19 protein-coding genes are annotated in these 22,228 nt (G+C 45.1%); 7 read left to right on the top strand and 12 right to left on the bottom strand.

The window, feature by feature from the left end; translation table 11 throughout:
- Positions 1-5: 5 nt before the first annotated feature.
- The 7 genes from efeO to ACTHRG_RS21680 form a co-directional block, all read right to left on the bottom strand.
- Positions 6-854 carry an iron uptake system protein EfeO gene (efeO, locus tag ACTHRG_RS21710; protein ID WP_076261461.1) on the bottom strand — a complete coding sequence of 283 codons (849 nt, stop codon included), beginning with the start codon at positions 852-854 and terminating at the stop codon, positions 6-8.
- 198 nt (positions 855-1,052) lie between these two features.
- Positions 1,053-2,564, bottom strand: coding sequence for a malate:quinone oxidoreductase (locus ACTHRG_RS21705; RefSeq protein ID WP_440231976.1), 1,512 nt, complete (start codon positions 2,562-2,564; stop codon positions 1,053-1,055).
- Between the two features lie 274 nt (positions 2,565-2,838).
- Positions 2,839-3,780: an aminoimidazole riboside kinase gene (locus tag ACTHRG_RS21700; protein WP_440231975.1), complete on the bottom strand. Its 942-nt coding sequence runs from the start codon at positions 3,778-3,780 to the stop codon at positions 2,839-2,841.
- Positions 3,781-3,792: 12 nt separating this feature from the next.
- Positions 3,793-5,241 (bottom strand): glycoside hydrolase family 32 protein, encoded by a 1,449-nt coding sequence (locus ACTHRG_RS21695; protein ID WP_076261385.1) that lies wholly within the window; start codon positions 5,239-5,241, stop codon positions 3,793-3,795.
- A 30-nt stretch (positions 5,242-5,271) separates the two neighbouring features.
- On the bottom strand, positions 5,272-6,681 hold the full coding sequence (locus ACTHRG_RS21690; RefSeq protein ID WP_076261387.1) for a sucrose-specific PTS transporter subunit IIBC: 1,410 nt from the start codon (positions 6,679-6,681) through the stop codon (positions 5,272-5,274).
- Between the two features lie 148 nt (positions 6,682-6,829).
- Entirely contained in the window at positions 6,830-7,819 is a 990-nt protein-coding gene (locus ACTHRG_RS21685; protein ID WP_076261389.1) for a LacI family DNA-binding transcriptional regulator, read from the bottom strand.
- Between the two features lie 86 nt (positions 7,820-7,905).
- Entirely contained in the window at positions 7,906-8,847 is a 942-nt protein-coding gene (locus ACTHRG_RS21680; protein ID WP_440231973.1) for a hypothetical protein, read from the bottom strand.
- A gap of 241 nt (positions 8,848-9,088) precedes the next feature.
- Here ACTHRG_RS21680 and ACTHRG_RS21675 point away from each other — a divergent pair, with 241 nt between their 5' ends.
- From ACTHRG_RS21675 to gnd, 5 genes are all read left to right on the top strand, one after another.
- A complete protein-coding gene (locus ACTHRG_RS21675) occupies positions 9,089-9,994 on the top strand; it encodes a nuclease-related domain-containing protein (protein WP_076261393.1) in 906 nt (301 codons plus the stop codon).
- A 784-nt stretch (positions 9,995-10,778) separates the two neighbouring features.
- Positions 10,779-11,510: a GntR family transcriptional regulator gene (locus ACTHRG_RS21670; RefSeq protein ID WP_076261395.1), complete on the top strand. Its 732-nt coding sequence runs from the start codon at positions 10,779-10,781 to the stop codon at positions 11,508-11,510.
- Positions 11,503-13,044: a gluconokinase gene (gene gntK, locus ACTHRG_RS21665; protein WP_076261397.1), complete on the top strand. Its 1,542-nt coding sequence runs from the start codon at positions 11,503-11,505 to the stop codon at positions 13,042-13,044. The genes ACTHRG_RS21670 and gntK overlap by 8 nt, the downstream gene beginning before the upstream one ends.
- Before the next feature lie 12 nt (positions 13,045-13,056).
- Positions 13,057-14,403 carry a GntP family permease gene (locus ACTHRG_RS21660; protein ID WP_076261399.1) on the top strand — a complete coding sequence of 449 codons (1,347 nt, stop codon included), beginning with the start codon at positions 13,057-13,059 and terminating at the stop codon, positions 14,401-14,403.
- 75 nt (positions 14,404-14,478) lie between these two features.
- Complete coding sequence (gene gnd, locus ACTHRG_RS21655; protein ID WP_076261463.1) at positions 14,479-15,885, top strand: decarboxylating NADP(+)-dependent phosphogluconate dehydrogenase; 1,407 nt, start codon at positions 14,479-14,481, stop codon at positions 15,883-15,885.
- A gap of 54 nt (positions 15,886-15,939) precedes the next feature.
- Here the strand turns inward: gnd and aspA are convergent, their stop codons facing one another.
- Positions 15,940-17,370, bottom strand: a complete 1,431-nt coding sequence (gene aspA / locus ACTHRG_RS21650) for an aspartate ammonia-lyase (protein ID WP_076261401.1) — start codon at positions 17,368-17,370, stop codon at positions 15,940-15,942.
- Positions 17,371-17,589: 219 nt separating this feature from the next.
- Positions 17,590-18,276 (bottom strand): transcriptional regulator YeiL, encoded by a 687-nt coding sequence (gene yeiL, locus ACTHRG_RS21645; protein WP_076261403.1) that lies wholly within the window; start codon positions 18,274-18,276, stop codon positions 17,590-17,592.
- Positions 18,277-18,354: 78 nt separating this feature from the next.
- Here yeiL and ACTHRG_RS21640 point away from each other — a divergent pair, with 78 nt between their 5' ends.
- Both ACTHRG_RS21640 and ACTHRG_RS21635 read left to right on the top strand, forming a co-directional pair.
- Positions 18,355-19,533: an MFS transporter gene (locus ACTHRG_RS21640; RefSeq protein WP_076261405.1), complete on the top strand. Its 1,179-nt coding sequence runs from the start codon at positions 18,355-18,357 to the stop codon at positions 19,531-19,533.
- 72 nt (positions 19,534-19,605) lie between these two features.
- Entirely contained in the window at positions 19,606-20,505 is a 900-nt protein-coding gene (locus tag ACTHRG_RS21635) for an EamA family transporter (protein WP_076261407.1), read from the top strand.
- Positions 20,506-20,508: 3 nt separating this feature from the next.
- Here ACTHRG_RS21635 and ACTHRG_RS21630 read toward each other — a convergent pair whose 3' ends face one another.
- From ACTHRG_RS21630 to ACTHRG_RS21620, 3 genes are all read right to left on the bottom strand, one after another.
- Positions 20,509-20,649 (bottom strand): hypothetical protein, encoded by a 141-nt coding sequence (locus tag ACTHRG_RS21630; protein ID WP_175609149.1) that lies wholly within the window; start codon positions 20,647-20,649, stop codon positions 20,509-20,511.
- A 48-nt stretch (positions 20,650-20,697) separates the two neighbouring features.
- Positions 20,698-21,132: a GNAT family N-acetyltransferase gene (locus ACTHRG_RS21625; RefSeq protein WP_076261409.1), complete on the bottom strand. Its 435-nt coding sequence runs from the start codon at positions 21,130-21,132 to the stop codon at positions 20,698-20,700.
- 192 nt (positions 21,133-21,324) lie between these two features.
- The gene (locus ACTHRG_RS21620; protein ID WP_076261411.1) at positions 21,325-22,227 is read right to left on the bottom strand and encodes a LysR family transcriptional regulator; all 903 of its coding nucleotides are present in this window, start codon (positions 22,225-22,227) and stop codon (positions 21,325-21,327) included.
- Between the last annotated feature and the right edge of the window lies 1 nt (position 22,228).

Raw genomic sequence — 22,228 nt, 5'->3', positions numbered from 1 at the left:
ATTGATCACTCCACAACTATGGCCATTTGACTTAAAGGTTCTCCTAAATTATCAACTGCTGCTGACAATGCCTTTGTATCTTCCTGTGTCAATTTTTCGTAGGATACATATCCGCCGTTTCCATCCTCGTACTTAGCGAGCAGCTCATCCAATACGGCAAAGTTTTCATCCAGCTGCTTTACAAGGCCGGCATCTTTTTCTGTCAGCTTCTCTTTGAAGATTTCAAAGATCTTCTCTGCGCCTTCCACGTTGGCTTTAAAATCATACAAGTCGGTATGAGAGTAAATTTCTTCTTCACCTGTTATTTTGGAAGTGGATACTTCGTTTAAAAGATCCACTGCCCCTGTAATCATTAAATCAGGAGTCACTTCTACAGTTTCCACTTTCGCCCGCAGCTCTTTTACATCCTTCAGCAGCTGATCAGCTGTCTCCTCATAGCCCTCTGTTGTGCCTTCTTCCCATAGTCCGTACTCAAGCTTATGATAGCCGGTCCATTCTTCTTCTCCCTGTCCTTCTGCCTGGATATCAGCCAGACGGGCATCAATTCGCGGATCAAGGTCGCCAAAGCTCTCGGCAATCGGCTCTGAACGCTCAAAATACATCCGTGCTGGTGCATATAGCTCCTTTGCCTTTTCCACGTCTCCGGCCTTCACTGCTTCTGTAAACCCTTCAGTAGCCTTCACGAATTCATCCAGCTGCTCTATGGCAAATTGCTTATAGGCACTAACTTCCTTTTCTGTATTGCTTGCTTCCGTACCGGCACTCGCTTCTTTTTCTGTTGTTTCATGTGAAACATCCTCACCGCAGCCAGCTAAAATGCTGCCTGACAGCATCAAGATGCCTGTTACTTTCATAAACCTGTTCATATGTAAGCCTCCAATAATATCAAACTAGTAGTCCTGTCAACAATGATAATCATTATCATCGATGTAGTCAACACAATTTCTGTCAATGTAAAATTAATCTAATGCCAGCACTGGAAGCGGTTTCCTAAATGATTTTGCAAAAAAAGAACCCCCAAACCGAATTCGGCCTGAGGGTTCCTATTTTAATCAGTTATAAGCAAGCTCCTGCTGTTTTTCCTTTTCACTGAGGCCAAGCACCTGCGCTGTGGATTCGTGAATCTCACGGAACAACTCAGGATTTTCAGATAGTGACATACCGTAGGACGGAATCATTTTCTTAATTTTAAAATGCCATTCGTCCATTTGCTCAGGGAAGCACTTCTGCAATACTTCAAGCATGACATTAACGGCTGTTGAAGCACCCGGTGAAGCACCGAGCAGGGCAGCAACCGAGCCGTCAGACGCACTGACTACTTCTGTGCCGAATTGCAGGGTTCCTTTTCCGGCAGGTGTATCCTTGATGACCTGCACACGCTGGCCGGCCACTACGACACTCCAGTCTTCGCTCTTTGCGTTTGGAATGAACTCACGCAGTTCTTCAACACGCTGTTCATGGGACAGCATAACCTGCTGAATCAGATACTTTGTCAGCGCCATTTCCTTTGCACCCGCAGCCAGCATGGTAATAACATTGTTCGGCTTAACGGACTTGATCAGGTCCATATTGGAACCTGTTTTCAGGAACTTCGGCGAAAAGCCGGCAAATGGGCCGAACAGCAGGGATTTCTTGTTGTCAATAAACCTTGTATCCAGATGCGGCACGGACATTGGAGGAGCACCCACTTTGGCTTTTCCGTACACCTTCGCATGGTGCTTCTCAACGATTTCCGGGTTGTTGCAGACAAGGAACAATCCGCTTACCGGGAATCCGCCAATATGTTTCGATTCAGGAATGCCCGTCTTCTGCAGCAAATGCAGGCTTCCGCCGCCGCCGCCGATAAAGACAAACTTTGCCTGATGGTTTTCGATTGTTCCGCTTTCCATATTCCGCACTTTTACATTCCATGATCCATCGCCGGCACGCTTCAAATCCTCAACGCTGTGCTGATAATGAACATCGACATTTTTGCTCTTTAAATGATCAAACAGCATGCGCGTTAACGCACCGAAGTTGACATCCGTTCCAGAGTCAATTTTTGTGGCTGCAATCGGCTCATCCGATATACGGCCTTCCATCATCACCGGAATCCACTCCTTCAGCTTCTCAGGATCATCGGAAAATTCCATGCCCTGAAACAGCGGATTAGCTGACAGCGCTTCCAAACGTTTTTTCAAAAACGACACATTTTTTTCCCCCTGAACAAAGCTCATATGAGGGATTGGCATAATAAAGTCCTGCGGATTGGTAATCAGGCTGTTTTCTACAAGATAAGACCAAAACTGTCTGGAAAGCTGAAACTGTTCATTTACATTAATCGCTTTAGCGATATCTATTGATCCATCGGATTTTTCAGATGTATAGTTAAGCTCGCACAATGCAGCATGTCCCGTCCCTGCATTATTCCATTCGTTAGAGCTTTCTTCTCCTGCGCTGGCGAGCTTCTCAAACACTTTGATTTCCCATTCAGGTGCTAACTCTTTCAGTAAAGATCCCAAAGTCGCGCTCATGATTCCGGCACCAATTAAGATAACGTCTGTTTTGTTCTGTACGCTGCTCATTTTAAACCCTTCCTTATCCCAGAAATTTGCCAAAAACTGCAGGCGCTTTGCTCAGGCATCACCACTAGAAAGACATCACCCAAGGACGCGCCTTTTCCGTCACACAAAATACACATTCTATTCTATTATAATGATTGATAAGGTAATATAGCTAGCATTATCTGATAATTATATACTATTTTAGACAAATTAGAAAGAGGACAGGGATTTTGAGAACCAAAACAGCAGACAAAACAGTTCCAGTATTGGAAGGTTTGTCTGCTGCTTGGTAAATTTATGCCTTTTTAAGGATCTCCTGCACTTCCTCCAGGCAGGGAAGGCCGGTCATAGCGCCTTTCCTGGTGACGGCCAGACCTCCTGACACATTTGCGAAGCGAATCATCGAGGCCATTTCGTCATGCTCATGCTCCTCCAAGGCTTTAGGTGATTCATTTATGCAATAAAGGAGTCCGGAAACGAATGCATCTCCGGCACCGGTGGTATCCACCACCTTGTATGGCAATGCAGGAATTTTCCCGATCTCATCTTTATAGCGGAAGATGCAGCCATCACCGCCCAATGTAACGATTGTCAGCTTATTTTCAGTCAGCCGGGAAATTCCTTCTTCCATATCACTGCATCCGGTTAAAAAGGTGAGCTCCTCCTCCGAAATTTTTACAATATCGGCATAGGGAAGAGCCGCCATAATTTCTGCTTTTGCCCTTTCCTCGGAATCCCACAAACCCAAGCGGAGATTTGGATCATAGGAAATAAGCATATCCATCTCCCGGGCCCTCTTCACCGCTTGAAAAGCTGCAGTTCTCGAAGGCTCATGAATCAGTGAAATCGAGCCAAAGTGAAAAATCTTGTATTCTTCAAAAATGGACCAGTCTATCTCATCTTTATTCAGGAAACGATCTGCACTTGGATTAATGTAAAAACTAAAATCCCGTTCACCAGAGGGTTCTAACGTCACAAACGTAATACCTGTCCGCGCTTCATCCGTCAGTTTCATATATTGTGTATGAACCCCGTATCCCTCCAAGGTATCCTTAAGAAAGTTCCCAAGCACATCGTTGCCGACTTTCCCAACAAAGGCGGCCTTCCCTCCAAGCCGCGAGACTCCAACCGAAACATTAGCCGGCGCCCCGCCCGGAGCCTTTTGATAGGTAGAATTATCAGGATCCAGGGGAATAAAATCTATCAGAGCTTCCCCAAAACATAGAACTCCTTTCATAGTACACCTCCTTTAAAAAAGATATTTTTCCTCAAGATTCCACATGGATGCCGAAAAGCCTGCATCCCCGCTAAAAAGGATCGTCTCATTTTCAGGATCAGGAAAATATCGTGCAGTGAACACTTCCTCTCCGCCATTTATAAAAATTTCCAGTGAAGACTGATCCATAAACACATGCAGTTTGGATAGATTTGAAATTTCGCAGATTCTTGACTCCTGCATTCCTGATTTTACATTTCTTCTTTGCAGCTGGATTTCCTTTTGACCAGGATTATAAGTAAGAGAAGCCTCATTCCGAAAATCCATTTTGAAAATTCCCTTAACATTCTTAAAGGATTCCAGCATCAGTTCGGCCGTTTTTCCACTTAATCCGTCCAGCTGCAGGTTTGCTCCATTTATCTTCACATCATGGAATTCCGTTTTATCTTTGCGGAGCTTTTTGAATTCTTCCACAGGAATCTGTATAAGCCTTCCGTTTTTCATATCAAGCACTCTTGGCATGGTCAATGCGTGGATCCAGCGGTAATGGACAGTCGGCTGGCTCGATTCGGCTTCATCTGTAATGCCCATCCATCCATAAAGAATCCGCCTGCCTGAATCGTCTTTAAACGTTTGCGGTGCATAAAAATCAAAGCCGCGGTCAAGCTCTGCAAAGGAACCATGTTTAAACTTCGCTTTTTCATAATCAAGCTTTCCGGCAAAATACCCTGATTGAAAAAGGTTATGGTATTCATACCCGCTCGGCTCTAGCCCCTGCGGTGAAACAAGTAATATCTCCTGGCCACCCAGCTCAAATAGATCCGGACATTCCCACATATAGCCGAAGTCTTCCAGACCATTCATCCATGCACCGGCAATCTTCCCTTTTTCCTCCCAATGGTATAAATCCTTCGAAGCAAATAGAACAGCAGCCCCCTTCTGATTAGGAGTCTGAGCGCCAACAATCATATAGAAGCTCCCGTCCTTTTCCCAGACTTTCGGATCCCTGAAATGAGCAGTATACCCTTTCGGCAGCTCCAGGACAGGGCCTTTTTTGGCAAAATGGATGCCATCCTCTGATATGGCAAGACATTGATAAGTCTCGCGCTTGCCATCCTCCCTCTTCACATTTCCTGTATAAAAAAGATACATCTTTCCATCATGATCAATCGCACTTCCTGAATAGCAGCCATTCCGGTCATACCACTGATCAGGAGCGAGCGCGATTGGCTCCTCCTTCCAATGGATGAGATCCCTGGATGAGTAATGTCCCCAATACTTGGCACCATGGGCAGTGTCAAACGGGTTCCATTGATAAAACACATGATAAACACCCTTGAATTGGATTAAGCCATTAGGATCATTCAGCAAGCCGACAGGCGGCATGAGATGATACTTCAACCGGTATGGATCCTGGCTAACCAAATGTCTGTTTCTTTCTGCTTCTCCGCGAGCCTTCTTGAATAAATCTATTTTAGTCATCTTAGAACATCCTTGCTGTTGAAATTTCTGTTACTGTCCCTGTTCCACTTCTTTCTTTGCCTTATCCGAATATCCAAACATCCAGGTCAGGGCAAAGGCCACTGCGATGGCAATCACATTAACTAAAATGTACTGCAGAACCTGGCCGTTTAAGTAAAGAAGTGTGCCAGGAATAACGGTAACGGCCATTCCAGTCGCTTTCAGCTGAAGCAGGGAGGCAGCGAACCCGCCGGCAGCTCCGCCAATCAATCCCATGACAAACGGCTTGCCGTAGCGCAAATTGACACCGAACAATGCCGGCTCGGTTATTCCCAAAAACGCGGATAAGGCTGATGGGAAAGCCAGGGCCTTTAATTTGGCTGATTGTGTTTTTAAAGCAACTGCTAAGGTTGCACCGCCTTGTGCTGCAACGGCACATGTAACAATTGCGTTGTACGGATTGCTTTTATATTGAGCCAATAGCTGGATCTCCAGCATGTTGAAAATATGATGAACACCGGTGATAACGATAAGCTGATTAAGACCCCCGATAAGGATGCCGCTGATTCCGAACGGCCATGAGAGCACAGTTGTGGTAACATCCAGGATGCCTTGCTCCACCATATGAAATAACGGCCCAATGACCAGAAGTGATAATCCAATCATGATCAGAAGGGTTAAGAACGGGGTAATAATTAAATCCAATGCATCCGGCACCCGTTTTCGAATGACCCTTTCCAATTTTGCCCCAATAATCCCGGCAATAAAGGCTGGAAGGACAGAAGCCTGATAGCCGACAACCGGAATAAATCCAAAAAAGTAAATCGGTTCAACATTTCCGCCTGCCACATCCCATGCATTTGGCAGGGAAGGACTCACAAGCATCAACCCTAGAATTAAACCAATGATCGGAGTCCCGCCAAACACTCTAAAAGTTGACCAGGCGACAAGAGCCGGGAGGAATATAAATGCCGTATCCGTCAGTACCTGAGTGAATAAAATGAAATTTTCCGACACATCAGATGCTGTCATGCCAAATAAAGCGAGAACTTCCTCCTGCATCACCAGTCCGCGCAATCCCATAAAGAGCCCTGTCGCCACAAGGACTGGAATGATCGGCACAAATACATCCCCGAATTTCCGGATCGCCCTTTGGAAAGCAGAACCGCTTTTAACCGCTTCTTTTTTCTGCTCCGATGCTGACATGGATTCAATGTCCAGGCCGGATACTTCTTCATAGACTTTATTAACCGTTCCCGTCCCAAGAATGATCTGATATTGGCCTGAATTGAAGAAAGCGCCTTTAACCTTATTGATGCTTTCAACCTTTTCCTGATCAATTTTCTCCTTATCATTCACCATGATCCGCAGCCTGGTCGCACAGTGGGCTACTGATTGAACATTGTCCCTACCCCCGACAGCGTCAATTAATTCTTCCGCAATTTTACGATACTCCGACATTCTCTTCACCCCTATTTTTATATTTATGTGGAATCGATTCCACATCAGACAAAAAATAATGGAACGTTCCTTTGTGAAATCGATTCCATAAAAGCAAAAATAAAAGTGTAATCGATTAAACCTTCTTATGAAATCGATTACACAACCATTATATACTTTCTCTTTCTACAAGTCTATATCTAATTTTTCTGTTTATTTTCTGTTCATGCTCCCCCTTAATCTTTTGAAGGATTAATAAAGCCGCCTCCCGTCCTGCATCTTCAAACGAAAAATCGATGGTTGTTAAGGCTGGGGTGATATATTTAGAAAGCTCCGATCCGCCCATGCCTGCTATCGCAACATCACCGGGAACAGAAAATCCATTTTGCCTGAGATACTGTAAAGCACCAATCGCCAGACGGTCTGTCACAGCAAGGACTGCCTGCGGTTTATCTTCAGCAGATTCCATGATGCTCCTCATGCAATCAGACCCGGAGTCTATATCGAACATCCCTTTTTGCAGCCAGCTCGCTTCAACCGGGAGCTGATGTTCCTTCATTGCATCGAGGTATCCTTTTTTCCGGAGGTAGCCCACCGCACGGTCAGCCTCATCCACGCCTATAAAAGCAATTTTTTTATATCCCTTTTTGATTAGCAGGCAAGCCATATCCCTAGCAGCCTGATATTCATCAAATATTACACTGGTCAACTCTTCCGCATACTGCCCTACCATGATAAATGGGATTTTCAGCTGACGGATTTCCTGGATCAATTCCTGCTGCACGTTTGTAGCTGACAGAATCATGCCGTCCACATTTCTGCTTTTGAGAAGCCGTATATATTCTATCTCTTTTTCAGCATGAAGATTTGTATTAGCAAGGAGAATTTGATAGCCTTCGCCGGCCAATACGTCGTCAATCCCATTAACCAGACGGCTGGACGTTTCAGTGCTGATCTTCGGGAGAATAACACCAATGACCTTTGTTTTTTTCGTGCGGAGTGACTTGGCATGGGCACTTGGGACATAACCTGTCTCCTCGATTACGTGCAGAACCCTTTTCCTTGCGTCCTCACTCACATAACCGGAATTATTCAAAACCCTCGAAACAGTCGTCCGAGACACATTCGCCCTTTCTGCTATTTCCTTTATGGTAATCATCTAAATCCCCCCGGGCTAAAATAGTCTATTATCATTTTACACAAATGAAAGGAAAAGGAAATAGCCTGCATAAGCAAGAACGAATATTACTCCTGCCTTAGCGCTCGCCGCCGATCATGCAGAACCAGGAGAAGGATGATTCCCATTATCATACCTAATACAATACCCATCTCCGTGGTCAGCACACGGGCCAGCGGGTACTCCGGACTGGACTGAAAATCCGGGCGAATGATGGAAAAGAGGTTATAAGAAAACAGCATGCCTGACGAAATCCATGCAGCAGCCATTGGCGGCAAAAAACTCCGGGAGCCGCGGCGGGTAATCAGCACCAGGAGGCCCCATGCACCCACTAGAGCCCACCCTCCTGTACTTAGCGTCAGAAGGTGCCACCACAAATCACGGGACTCCAGCATATCCGGGTTGATGCCAAGGGTTCCGCCTGCTGCCCAAAATATCTTTATGGCACCGAGAATCATGCAGCCTGCCGCGGCGATCCTCCCCAATGTGGTCTGCAGCTGCCGAGTGTGTCCCGGCATCTCCCCGCAATCGGTCGGACCGCCAAGCGCCTCAGGCCACCGCATCATAGCATATCCTGCTAAAGCCAGAGGAAGGCATATCCCGACTCCGACGAGAGAGACCATAACGAAGATTTGCTCGTAAATCCAGAAGCCGGCGGCACCTGCCTCCTGATCCTGAGCCATGGCCGCTGGGCCAAGGACAGGTGCCAGCAGCAGCAGTGGAACTAGAAGACCGGTACCGAGCCACACGGGCAGGGCCACCATCCAGGCGGGCAGCCGTTCACCCCAAGGCCTGCAGAATGCCATTGCCAGCAGGATGCCGACCGCAGCGATAACCGCTGTAGCTGCATTAATCCCCCGCCAGCTGGCTTCTCCCATTTGCTCAGTCGGAAGAAAGAAGCCAAACGTCCAGGCGATTTTGATCATTAGATAAGGAGTCACCGCTATCGCAGCGCCATAACCACAGACTTTGCGCATTTTCATCAATCGTTCGGCTGTCTTTATTGCCATACTCTTACCCCGTCTGCCAGAATGAAAATGTTATTTATATCTGGCTTTCTTTTTAAAAGAACCATATCCAAAGTGATCCCTCCCGTTTATTCCAGTAACATTGGAATTGTATTCCTTTATTTGATCTTTATGTTTCCTGCTTCATGAAAATCGGCAAATGGTAAGAAAGCCTTGGAATAGAATTTGTAATTTTTAGGATTTATTTTAAAATAGATTTAGAGGTAAAGAAAGGAAGTGGAAAATGTTATTAAAAAGAAGATTTCCGTCAGATGAATTATGGTATATGAGATATTTGAACACCCGAATGGAGTTAACCGAAAAAGAAAAGCAGCACTGGGCCAACCTTGAAAAAGGCTATGAAGGAGAGGTGAAATTTGACCTTCTGACTGAAAAATTGACCGAAGTAAGGGTGGTGATTCATGATCTGTTACTGGAAGTGAACAACTCCTATTTTCAAATTGACACCTTGATCATTTCAGAAAGAATGATCCATCTAATAGAAATAAAAAATTTCCAGGGAGACTGGCACCTGGAATCTGACAAGCTATTTGCCGTAACTACCGGCCGGGAATATAAGAATCCTGTATACCAATTAAAAAGAAGTGCCGCCCTATTCCGCCAGCTGCTTCAAATCCTCAAGCAAACCATTCCCGTTGAAGCCTCCGTTATTTTTATCAACCCTGAATTCACCTTATACCAAGCTCCCATGGACCAGCCCATTATCCTGCCAACCCAAATAAACCGATTCCTGAAAGACTTGAATCATCCCCCGTCCAAACTAAATGAGGGTCACAGAAAACTGGCCCAGCAATTACTGTCACTCCATCAAACCAAAAATCCCTATACTATTTTGCCCGATTATCACTTTGACCAGCTGAAAAAAGGGATGTATTGCATGGATTGTCATTCTCTTCTTACTCCTGTACACAAGAATCTGGTATGCAAAAAATGCGGCGGGCATGAAAAAATAGATCAGGGTATTTTGCGGAATATAAAAGAGTTCAAGCATCTCTTTCCCGAGCGAAAGCTGACAACCCAAGGCATCCATGAATGGTGTAATGCCAATATAAACAAAAGAACTTTCTCCAGGGTATTAAAGAAAAACTTTACAGCGCGCGGCAGCACCAGTAATACCTATTATGAGTGAGTGTTGTTGATGGGAGGAGGTGACGCGGGTACGGGGTTCTTATGTCCGGTGGTGTACCCGGGTTCTGACTCTGGATCCTCGATTCTACCTTTCTGTGTCCGAAGTTGAACCAGGTTCTGACTCTGAATCCTCGATTTTACCTTTCTGTGTCCGAAGTTGGCCCAGGTTCTGACTATGGATACTCGATTCTACCTTTCTGTGTCCGAAGTTGGACCAGGTTCTGACTCTGAATCCTCAATTCTACCTTTTTGTGTCCGAAGTTGGGCCGGGTTCTGACTCTGAATCCTCGATTCTACCTTTTTGTGTCCGAAGTTGGACCAGGTTCTGACTCTGGATCCCAGATTTCTTCTTTCTGTGTCCGAAGTTAGCCTAGGTTCCGACTCTGAATCCTCAATTCTAGATTAAGCCCATATAATTGTGTAAAAAGAAAAGGAGTCAAATTAATTCCTAATGGTCACAATGGTTATCAACGACGAAAAATCATTGTGGAGGAATTAATTTTGACTCAATATCAGTTTAACCTAAATCTTGACCATTTATAAGTGACCGAAGTTGATCCAGCATCAGACTCCAATTCCCGGAAGCCTACTTCCTCTGTCCGAAGCCGATCCGTTTCGGGAATGCACCCGCCCCCAGCTCCACCACCCATAAACAAACCCATATTCAAACAATAATTCCAATCAATTTTAAATTTAAAGCGTTTGCATTTTATTTCATTTGGATTATAATACTTGTATACGAGTATACACGTATACTCAAAATGTCATTTCATAAAGGTGATGTCATGAACGATTCTGCTGAATTTCTATATCCGCAAAAATGGCTGTCTAAGGCTTCCTCTGGCGATCGTGTCGCGTATGAGCTTAGGATGCGCATTATTGCCGGTTTGATTGAAAGCGGTACCACGCTTTCTGAAAATAAATTGGCCGCTGATTTTTCTGTAAGCCGTTCACCGGTTCGTGAAGCTTTAAGGACACTGGCATCTGAAAATATCATCCGCCTGGAAAGAACGGGTGCGGTGGTTGCCGGGTTAACTGAAAAAGAAATAGAAGAAATATACGATGTCCGTCTGATGATTGAGACATTCGTGTTTGAACGTCTTATCAGCATGGACACAAATGAATTGGCGATGGAGCTCAGCAAGGTGCTGGAGATGATGAAGGTGGCTGTCAAGTACCGGGATGCGGATGAGTTTGCGTATCAGGATCTTCTGTTCCACGAAATCATCATTGGATCTATTGGCCATTCTTATATCCAGCTGATCTGGAATAATTTAAAGCCCGTGATGGAAGGCTTCATTCTTTTATCCATGCGCGTGCGCTTTAAGGAAAATTATGAAGATCTTAATCGGATTGTGAAAAATCATGAACTATATATTGATGCAATTAAAACAAAAGACAGAGACCTCATGATTCAGTCGCTGCACGAAAATTTTGATGATGTTCAAGGGAAAGTGGACGATTTATGGAGGTCACAGCAAATGCTGTCAAAAGGGGTTAAACAACAAGATGACTAGCTATATGTTAGGGATTGATATTGGAACCACCAGTACAAAAGCCGTGTTATTCAGTGAAAAAGGAGATGTGATTCAGCAGGAAAACATCGGATATCCGCTGTACACTCCTGATATCTCCACAGCAGAACAGGATCCTGATGAGATTTTCTCTGCTGTCGTTCAAGCCATAGCGAATATTACGAAAAACCATCATGATAAAAAACTGTCCTTTGTGTCCTTCAGCAGTGCGATGCACAGTGTGATCGCGATGGACGAGAATGACCTGCCGCTTACGCCGGTCATTACCTGGGCCGATAACCGCAGTGAAGCCTGGGCACGCAAAATTAAAGAAGACTGGAATGGACATGAGGTCTATAAACGGACCGGCACACCGATTCATCCTATGTCCCCATTAAGCAAGATCACCTGGCTTGTGAATGAGCGTCCGGAGATTGCCAACAGGACAAAAAGATATATCGGCATTAAAGAATATATCTTCAAAAAGCTTTTTGATGAATATGCTGTCGATTATTCACTTGCTTCCTGCATGGGCATGATGAATCTCAAGACATTGGACTGGGATGAAGAGGCATTAGCGATTGCGGGCATCAACCGCTCTCAGCTATCCAAACTCGTTCCTACGACAAAGATGTTCCAAAACTGCCATCCTATTTTAGCCAAACAAATGGGCATCGATCCAGAGACACCTTTTGTGATCGGCGCAAGTGATGGTGTGCTTTCGAACCTGGGTGTGAATGCGATCAGAAAAGGTGAGATCGCCATCACCATCGGGACAAGCGGTGCGATACGGACCATTATTGATAAACCCCAGACCGATGAAAAAGGGAGAATTTTCTGTTACGCCTTAACAGAAAATCATTGGGTGATTGGCGGACCGGTGAACAATGGAGGAATGGTCCTCCGCTGGATCCGGGATGAATTTGCCTCATCTGAAATCGAAACGGCCAAGAGATTAGGCATTGATCCGTACGAAGTATTAACAAAAATCGCCGAACGCGTCAGGCCGGGCGCTGATGGCCTGCTGTTCCATCCATACCTCGCAGGTGAACGTGCTCCTTTATGGAACCCGGACGTCCGCGGATCCTTCTTCGGATTAACGATGTCCCATAAGAAGGAGCATATGATTCGGGCAGCGCTTGAAGGCGTCATTTATAATCTGTACACCGTGTACCTGGCATTAGTGGAATGCATGGACGGTCCGGTAACCCGGATTCAGGCAACAGGAGGCTTTGCCAGATCTGAGGTTTGGCGGCAAATGATGTCCGATATTTTTGAATCGGAAGTCGTCATACCTGAAAGCTATGAAAGCTCCTGTCTCGGTGCCTGTATTTTAGGATTGTATGCCACAGGAAAAATTGACTCGTTTGATGCCGTTTCGGATATGGTGGGCGATACCTACAAGCATACACCGAAGGAAGAGGCTGCAAGAGAATACAGACAGCTGCTGCCGATCTTCATCCAATTATCCAGAGCGCTTGAGGATGAATATACTTCGATCGCCAACTATCAAAGAAGCTTAATACACCATAACTAGGGGGAAATAACAATGCCGCTGTTAATAGTAGCAATTGGAATCGTTGCCTTATTAATTCTGATAATGGGCTTAAAATTAAATACCTTTATTTCTTTAATTATCGTTTCATTTGGCGTTGCGCTGGCACTCGGAATGCCGCTCGACCAAATTGTCAAAACCATTGAAGCCGGATTAGGCGGAACACTTGGCCACCTGGCACTCATCTTCGGACTTGGCGCCATGCTGGGCAAGCTGATCGCCGACTCTGGCGGCGCCCAGCGAATTGCCATGACTCTTGTCAATAAATTCGGTGAAAAGAATATCCAATGGGCCGTAGTGGCTGCATCCTTTATTATTGGTGTTGCCTTATTCTTTGAAGTGGGACTTGTTCTATTAATTCCGATCGTATTTGCTATTTCAAGAGAATTAAAGATTTCTATTTTGTATCTTGGTATCCCGATGACAGCGGCTTTATCTGTCACACACGGATTCCTGCCGCCTCACCCGGGTCCGACTGTTATTGCCGGTGAATATGGTGCAAACATTGGTGAAGTATTGCTTTATGGTTTCATCATTGCGATTCCAACCGTTATTTTAGCTGGACCGGTCTTTACGAAAATCGCTAAAAAGCTCGTTCCGGATTCATTCACAAAAAGCGGAAACATCGCTTCTCTGGGAGAGCAGAAAACCTTTAAGCTTGAAGACACACCAGCTTTTGGAATCAGTGTATTTACGGCTTTGCTTCCTGTTATTTTAATGTCAATCGCAACGATTATTACTTTGCTTCAAAAAACAATGGGATTTGAAGATAATAGCTTACTTGCTGCCATCCGCTTTATTGGAGATGCCGGCACTTCGATGCTGATCTCCTTATTGGTTGCCATCTATACCATGGGATTGGCAAGAAAAATCCCAATCAAAAATGTGATGGATTCCTGCACAACGGCCATCAGCCATATCGGGATGATGCTTTTGATTATCGGAGGAGGCGGCGCCTTCAAACAGGTATTAATTGATGGCGGTGTCGGTGACTATGTGGCCGAGCTTTTCAAAGGGACAAGCCTGTCTCCGATTTTACTGGCATGGATTATCGCGGCTATCCTGAGGATTTCATTAGGATCTGCCACAGTGGCTGCATTAACGACAGCTGGATTAGTCATTCCCCTGCTGGGCCAAACGGATGCAAATCTTGCCTTAGTGGTGCTTGCAACAGGTGCGGGAAGCTTAATCGCTTCTCACGTCAATGATGCCGGCTTCTGGATGTTCAAGGAATACTTTGGTTTGAGCATGAAGGAAACGTTTGCAACATGGACTTTGCTTGAAACAATAATATCTGTTGCTGGATTAGGATTTATTTTATTGTTAAGCTTATTTGTATAAACACTTTATGGCAATGAAACCCTACTTTATAAGAGGGTTTCATTGCCTATTATTCTGAATGAAGGAGCAGGAACTATGAAAAATACAATTGGTGTTATTGGTCTCGGCGTAATGGGGAGCAATATCGCTTTAAATATGGCCAACAACGGCGAGAAGGTAGCTGTATATAATTACACAAGGGATTTAACCGATCAGCTTGTACAAAAGCTTGAAGGGCAAGCCATAAGCCCTTATTACGAAGTAGAGGATTTTGTCCAGTCTCTGGAAACACCGAGAAAGATCTTTTTAATGGTGACGGCTGGAAAAGCCATTGATTCTGTTATCGCAAGCTTACTTCCTTTCCTTGAAGAGGGCGACGTTATCATGGACGGGGGCAACTCCCATTTCAAAGATACGGAAAAAAGATATGATGATCTGAAAGCAAAAGGAATCGGCTATCTGGGTATCGGCATTTCAGGCGGTGAAGTGGGAGCATTAACAGGGCCTTCCATCATGCCTGGCGGTGATCAGGATGTCTATGAAAAAGCGGCTCCAATTCTTACGAAGATCGCTGCAAAGGTTGACGGGATGCCTTGCTGTGTTTACATCGGACCTAAAGGGGCAGGCCACTTTGTCAAAATGGTACATAACGGAATCGAGTATGCAGATATGCAGCTGATTGCTGAGGCCTATATATTCTTAAGAGAAAAGCTGGGATTATCTGTTGAGGAAATAGCGGATATCTTTGAAACATGGAATCAAGGCGAGCTGAAGAGCTATTTAATCGAGATCACAGCAGCTATTTTAAGGAAAAAAGATGAGCGCACAGGGCTGCCGCAAATCGATGTCATCCTTGATAAAGCCGGACAAAAGGGAACCGGAAAATGGACCAGCCTGCAGGCGATCGATAATGGGATCCCAACCTCGATCATTACAGAATCTTTATTCGCACGCTATATTTCTGCTCTAAAGGATGAGCGTGTGGCGGCAGAAACACTTTTAACAGGTCCTGAGAAGGATCAGATAATCCTTGAAAAAGACGTCTGGATTGAATACATCAGACAGGCTTTATATATGGGGAAAGTGTGTGCCTATGCACAAGGATTTACACAATATAAAATGTCATCTGAGCAAAATGACTGGAATCTGCCTTTAAAGGATATCGCTCTGATTTTCCGCGACGGCTGCATCATTCGTGCGGAATTCTTAAATGTCATCAGCGAAGCCTACCAGGAGCAGCCGAACCTGGCAAACCTCCTTGTCTCCCCTTACTTTGCAGAGAGAATCAGGGACTACCAGACAGGCTTGCGCAAAATTGTCTGCGAAGGCATTCAATCCGGCATCGCATTGCCATGCTTGAGCTCTTCTCTTTCCTATTACGACAGCTACAGGAATGGAAGATCAAATGCCAGCCTGCTGCAGGCACAGCGTGATTACTTCGGTGCCCATACGTATGAGCGGACTGATTTAGAAGGGACTTTCCATACTAATTGGAATGAATAGATAGCAAAAACGCTTGCCCCCCTATTGCGGGGACAAGCGTTTTTTTTGTTTACCTTAATCTCTTTCAAGCAGCGCAGCGCCTGCAATGCCAGGATCCGTCATTTCATATGGATCGAGGATTAAATCGAGTTCTTCTTCTGTCAGAACATCATATTTCAGGCACAGCTCCCTGATGGAACGGCCTGTTAAAATCGCTTCCCGTGCAATTCTGGATACGACTTCATAGCCAAGGTGAGGGTTGACGGCAGTAATGATGCCGACACTCTTTTCAACATAGTCCCTCATTCTTTCTTCATTGGCTTCAATTCCTTTTACACAATGCTCTGTAAACGTATTGAACGCATTGTTCATAATGCTGATCGATTGCAGAAGGTTAAAGATCAGGACTGGCTCCATGACGTTCAGTTCCAGCTGTCCCGCTTCTGAAGCAAGGGAGATCGTGTTGTCGTTCCCGATGACCTGGAAGGCAACCTGATTGATCAGTTCCGGAAGAACAGGGTTTACTTTACCAGGCATAATGGATGAGCCCGGCTGTCTTGCCGGAAGAGAAATTTCACCAAGACCCGCTCTTGGGCCAGAAGCCATCAGGCGCAGGTCATTTGCGATTTTGGACATATTGGTCATGCAGATTTTCAGTGCTCCGGAAACCTCAGTGTAAGAATCCGTATTCTGAGTGGCGTCTACAAGATGTTCTGCCCCTTTAAATGGCAGGCCGCTGATATCGGCAATATGCTTCACCACTAAGTCAATGTATTTCGGGATGGCATTCAGACCTGTTCCAACTGCCGTTGCGCCCATGTTCAGCTCATATAAGTGCTGTTTGGATTGCTGAATGCGCTTGATGTCGCGAGCAATGACGCGGCTGTAGGCTTCAAATTCCTGCCCAAGCCTGATTGGAACAGCATCCTGCAAATGGGTCCGGCCCATTTTAATCACATGGCTGAATTCCTTTGATTTTTCAAGGAAAACAGAGTGCATATTTTCCATTGTCAGGATTAATTGATCCAGCAGATTTAATACTGAGATGTGCATAGCTGTCGGGAACGCATCATTCGTCGACTGCGACATATTAACATGGGTATTAGGGCTGCAATGGGAATAATCGCCCTTTTCATGGCCCATGATTTCAATCGCGCGGTTCGCAAGGATTTCATTAATATTCATATTAATGGATGTTCCGGCACCGCCCTGGATCGGGTCCACAATCACCTGATCATGCCATAATCCTTCAATCATTTCATCGGCTGCCTGTACAATCGGGTCTCCGATGCCTGAGTAAAGGCGCTTAACTTCCATATTCGCCATGGCCGCTGCCTTTTTCACGATGGCCATTGCCTTGATTAACTCCGGATGAATCCGGTAGCCTGTAATCGGAAAGTTCTCAACCGCACGAAGCGTCTGAACGCCATAATAGGCATCAGCCGGTACTTCCTTAGAGCCTAGAAAATCTTTTTCGATTCTGTAGCTGTTCTTTGCTGCTAACATTGACTTCTTCTCCTTTATATAAACCTTTCAGATATATATAGGTTTTGTAATAGCTTATCCTTCGTATTCACTATAAGCCTGAAAGGATGAATTGGCAATGGTTATGGCACAATAAAAAAGACCTTTTTCCCGGTATGCCTGAATGCTTGGGAAGCTGGTAATTTCAGTGAATGAAACCGCTTACCTTTAAGTGGGAATTTTCATTGCTTTATATCCGGTTCAGCCGCCCGTCTCCAACCCATTTTTCAGCACATCTGCAAGCCGGTGCAGATCGTCCGGCTGCCGAATAAGGTAATGGCGTCCTTCCTTCTGCAAATAGCCTTTTTCGCAAAATTGCACAAGAACATGCAGGAGATGACGGTAGGACACTCCTAAAAAGTCACAGACGGTCACATGTTTCTCTTTATACACATCCCCATCAGCGGTTTGCAGGATGAAATCGGCCAGCCGGTTTTCAAGCGGGAAGGATAGGCTCTGGGAATACTTTTCAGCCATCTTGGTTGCTTTCACACTTAAAAACTTGGTGAGCTCGCGGAGGAAGGTGGTGTCTTCAAGCAGATTTTTGCGGCAGTGGTGCAGGGGAATCGCAAAACAGACTGTCTTTGCTGAGGCTTGGATCCCCTTTGTATAGTACACTTCATGCAAAAGCTCCATCTCCCCGATATAATCATGGGCATTGATAAAATTAATCAAAGATACCTTTCCATTTTGATACGTCACGTAAATCTTGGCTTTTCCCTCGATGACATAATACAAATAATCCGGCCTCATGCCCTCGCGTATAATCCACTCATCCCGCTTATATTCGCGAACTTCTATAAACTCCTCAATTGGAAAAGAAAATAAATGGGATATAGAGTGCTTCTCCAGGTAATGCTGTCTTTTTTTCCCTTTGTATGTTTCCATCATCCACCCCAAAATATGAGATATCTCATATTATTGTACGAAGCTTCCTGATATCATGCAAATATCGGAGGGATTTTTATGAAGACACAAAGCTGGATGAGCAGGCAGTTTTTCAGCTTTTTTATGACCTGGGGCATTTTCCTGCCTTATTGGACAGGGTGGATGATCCATATAAAAGGAATGACGGTTTCACAGGCAAGTTTGATCATGAGCTTAGGCCTGGCGGTACGGGGACTTGCCACACTTTTTGCTTTTCCCTATCTATCAGGAAAATTCAGCAGCAGAACCCTGCTGAACGGGATGTCAGCCGGTACCCTGATCGCCATTCTCTGCTATATTCCGGCCGACTCTTTTGCCAGCCTGCTGCTGGTAACGCTGCTATTGCATTTCTTTTATCCGGCACTGATGCCTGCACTGGATAGTGCTGCGGGCATTCTTGTCCAAAACAAACAATTAAAGAATTACGGAAAAAGCCGCTCCTGGGGATCGATCGGATTCGTTGTGTCCGGTATGATTCTGACCTTCTTTACAGGAGGGTTCGGAGATGAGGCCATTTTCTGGGCGTTATTACTCGGCATGCTTGTAGTCCTTTGTCTCGGCTTCATGAATACACCTGCAGTACTATCTGAAAAGCCGAAACCCGGCCAGACCAAAGGAGCCATAAGGAAATTATTCAGCATCAGACACTTCGGCCTTGTGCTCATCATTGTGATTCTGCTGCAGGCAGCGCATGCTTCCTATTACAATTATGGTTATATCTACTTACAGGAAATTCAAGCACCAAAATATTTAATCGGCGCCATTATTAATATAGGCGTGATTGCAGAAATTTTTTTCTTTTTCATTGCGGAAAGGACTTTCCGGAAGTTTTCAATCGGTTCATTACTGGCACTGGCAGCACTGGGCTCCACTGCACGCTGGGTTCTCGTATTTGCCTTCCCGCATGTCATTATGTTCAGCATTAGCCAGACATTGCATGCCTTCTCATTTGCCATGGCACATTACGCCTTCATGAAATATTTAATTAAATATGTTCCTCATGAACAGGTGCCCGTTACTCAAGGGGTCTACTCGGCACTCGCCCTCAGCTGGAGCACAGCCCTTTTCACCATTTTCGGCGGGTATCTTTATGAAATGGAACCAAGGTTTGCCTTTATCGGAATGGTAGTATGTACGATCCCCGCGGCGCTGCTTGCGTTTATTTACCGGAGATTGGAAGGGAAGAAAGAGGCGGAAACCAGACATTTGGCAGTTTAATGTCACAATAAAGTTAAAAAAGGTGATACATGTGTAGCACCTTTTTTACGTTTGCATCAAGGAGGTTTCAAATTGAAAATCAATAAAGGAATTTTATATATACTGCTCGGTGCTTCCTTTTTCGGATTTACACCGATTTTTGCAAAGTTGGGGTTTAGTTATGGCTACTCGCTGGGACAGATTACGATTGCGCAGATGGTTATTTCCTTCATTTTGCTATGGTCCTTCACATTGATAAAACGCTCCAGTTTCAAAGGGCTCCATACGAAAAACGTGCTGCAAATCATGATGACCGGCTGTTTTGTCGGCTTAACCAGTATTTTCTATTATGGCTCCATGCAGTATCTTCCTGCATCATTGGCCATCATTTTAATGTTCCAGTTTGTCTGGATCGGGATCCTTTTAGAATGGGTTTTCAGCAAAATAAAACCGGCGCCTGTCACCGTGCTTTCGATCATTTTGATATTAATCGGGGTCTTTTTCGCTTCTAACATTGTAAATGGCGACATACAGGGCCTTCCAGTTAAAGGTTTTATTTTGGGAATCCTCTCCGCGATCACTTATGCCGGTTTCATTTTCTTCAGCGGCAAGGTCGCTGTGAATGTGGATCCCTGGATAAGGAGTTCATTGATGGTGACGGGATCAGCCATCCTGGTGCTGATCCTGTTCATGCGTGATATCCCGTCTGTTCTGCCTTTGGAGGAAAATCTGCTGACGATTGCCGCCGGGGTTTCGCTATTTGGCGCAGTCCTTCCTCCGCTGTTTTTCGCGGCTGGTGCGCCTTTGGTTTCAGGTGGAATTGCCAATATACTAACCTCCATTGAATTGCCAATTGCCATCCTGTCAGCCAGCATAATCTTGTCAGAAACGGTAACCCCGATGCAGTGGCTGGGCACGGCGATTATACTGGCTGCCATTGCTTTTAATGAACTGGGGACAGGCCTTTTCCGGCGTCGAAACGAAAGTGCCTGAGGATCAGACACCTGTCAGTTTTGATTGAACGGACTCCGGCAGCAGCTGAAAAAACAGCCCTTGATACTTAAGATCAAGCAGGCCGGCAATCAAAAGAATTAGGATTAAGAAAACTGCAATCCATCTGCTATTCTTTTTTAGCAATGGGTTCACCTCCATGAATAAGAGCTCCCTCAGCAGGAGCTCTTTTGATTAATACGCCAGTTTATATACGATTTCCCCATCAATCACCCTGCCATCGGCTTTAAAGCCGAGTTTTTCATATAGCCCCTTCGCGAGATGGTTCTCAGGCTCAAAACTCAAATAAATCACCTTATGCTCCTGATTCAGCTTAATCCGCTCAATCAGCTTTTCCATGGCTGCTTTCCCATACCCTTTTGACTGATGCTTCTCATCAACCATCAGGCGGTAAATCCAATATTCCTTATCGTCATCATCCATGCAGTACATCGTAAAACCCACTAACACATCATCATGATAAATCGCTAAGCACTCACACTCCGGAAACGCCTTAGCCTGCGCAAGCGAAAACACATTCGGCGCCACAAATGCCTTCTGTTCTTCCGCTACACGCAAATCAATGACATCAAAAAAATTGTGGCGGTCTATCTCTCTAAAATCAATCATATTAGCCCCCTTCTCTTTGGAAAGGCAGCTCCCCGGCCTTTTTCCAGGAACATGCCTGCCATTTCACTATCGAGGTCAAATTCGCTAATTCATCAGGGAAATCCTCTTATTGAATATATTAAATATATGAAGGCCAGAAAAAGAATCTCATAGGGCTATACCTTTTGACATTCTTCTCCTGTTAGACCTTTGTCAGTTTTGAAATTGGTCCAAAACGGCAAAGAAATCACGAATGAATTGATAGAATATTTTCTCCGTGGGCAGCAGCTGGCGTTCACTTGGAATAATGATTCCTACCGCACGGGTAATCTGTGGCATGACAGGCAGCCTTACTGTGGAACGCGGCAGGCTGTCCACCAATGTAGATTCCGGAATAAGCGTCAGCCCCAGACCTGCTGAGACCAAACCTTTAATCGTATCAATATCATCCCCTTCAAATGACACTTTAGGCTGAAAGCCATGCTGACTGCAAGCATCATCGAATAATTCTCGCAAGACATAACCCTTAGGAAACAAGATAAAGGATTCATCTTTCAGGTGGTTTAGATTCAATAAAGATTTGTCTGCTAAAGGGTGGGCAGCAGGAACCAGAGCGACCATTTTCTCGGTGAATAAAATATCCCCTTTAACCTTTTTCTCTTTCTTAGGGAGAGGGCCAATCAATGCCATATCGATTTCCCCTTCCGCCACTCCGCTGATTAAATCATGATAAGCACTCTGTTTGAGCTCAAACTTCACATGAGGATAGCGCCCGCGGAAAGCAGATATGATGGAAGGCAGCGTATAAAGTGCCAGACTGCTTGGGAAGCCGAAACGTATTCTGCCATGCTCCGGATCCAGATACTCTTTGACTTGCCGTTTGGCATTATCGATTACCTTTATGGCTTCTTCCATCTGTTCTAAAAATAGTTTGCCGATCGGCGTCAATTTCACATTCCTTCCTTCACGGATAAACAAACTAACCCCCAGCTCTGATTCAAGGTTGAAAATCTGTCTGCTCACAGCAGATTGTGCCACATGTAAAGCTAAAGCCGCATCGGTTACATGTTCTCTTTTCGCCACTTCAATAAAGTATTTAATCTGCCTTAATTCCATG

The sequence above is a fragment of the Cytobacillus sp. SAFR-174 genome (assembly GCF_051964675.1).
Taxonomy (GTDB): Bacteria; Bacillota; Bacilli; order Bacillales; family Cytobacillaceae; genus Cytobacillus.
Note: the sequence above shows the minus strand (reverse complement) of the source record. Positions and strands in the feature narration are given on the sequence as shown.

Coding starts and splice junctions, on each gene's coding strand:
- aspA (WP_076261401.1), bottom strand. CDS start 17,370: ATGTTAGCAGCAAAGAACAGCTACAGAATCGAAAAAGATTTTCTAGGC.
- ACTHRG_RS21705 (WP_440231976.1), bottom strand. CDS start 2,564: ATGAGCAGCGTACAGAACAAAACAGACGTTATCTTAATTGGTGCCGGA.
- ACTHRG_RS21660 (WP_076261399.1), top strand. CDS start 13,057: ATGCCGCTGTTAATAGTAGCAATTGGAATCGTTGCCTTATTAATTCTG.
- ACTHRG_RS21700 (WP_440231975.1), bottom strand. CDS start 3,780: ATGAAAGGAGTTCTATGTTTTGGGGAAGCTCTGATAGATTTTATTCCC.
- ACTHRG_RS21685 (WP_076261389.1), bottom strand. CDS start 7,819: ATGATTACCATAAAGGAAATAGCAGAAAGGGCGAATGTGTCTCGGACG.
- ACTHRG_RS21640 (WP_076261405.1), top strand. CDS start 18,355: ATGAAGACACAAAGCTGGATGAGCAGGCAGTTTTTCAGCTTTTTTATG.
- efeO (WP_076261461.1), bottom strand. CDS start 854: ATGAAAGTAACAGGCATCTTGATGCTGTCAGGCAGCATTTTAGCTGGC.
- ACTHRG_RS21680 (WP_440231973.1), bottom strand. CDS start 8,847: ATGGCAATAAAGACAGCCGAACGATTGATGAAAATGCGCAAAGTCTGT.
- ACTHRG_RS21695 (WP_076261385.1), bottom strand. CDS start 5,241: ATGACTAAAATAGATTTATTCAAGAAGGCTCGCGGAGAAGCAGAAAGA.
- yeiL (WP_076261403.1), bottom strand. CDS start 18,276: ATGGAAACATACAAAGGGAAAAAAAGACAGCATTACCTGGAGAAGCAC.
- ACTHRG_RS21670 (WP_076261395.1), top strand. CDS start 10,779: ATGAACGATTCTGCTGAATTTCTATATCCGCAAAAATGGCTGTCTAAG.
- ACTHRG_RS21675 (WP_076261393.1), top strand. CDS start 9,089: ATGTTATTAAAAAGAAGATTTCCGTCAGATGAATTATGGTATATGAGA.
- ACTHRG_RS21620 (WP_076261411.1), bottom strand. CDS start 22,227: ATGGAATTAAGGCAGATTAAATACTTTATTGAAGTGGCGAAAAGAGAA.
- gnd (WP_076261463.1), top strand. CDS start 14,479: ATGAAAAATACAATTGGTGTTATTGGTCTCGGCGTAATGGGGAGCAAT.
- ACTHRG_RS21625 (WP_076261409.1), bottom strand. CDS start 21,132: ATGATTGATTTTAGAGAGATAGACCGCCACAATTTTTTTGATGTCATT.
- ACTHRG_RS21690 (WP_076261387.1), bottom strand. CDS start 6,681: ATGTCGGAGTATCGTAAAATTGCGGAAGAATTAATTGACGCTGTCGGG.
- gntK (WP_076261397.1), top strand. CDS start 11,503: ATGACTAGCTATATGTTAGGGATTGATATTGGAACCACCAGTACAAAA.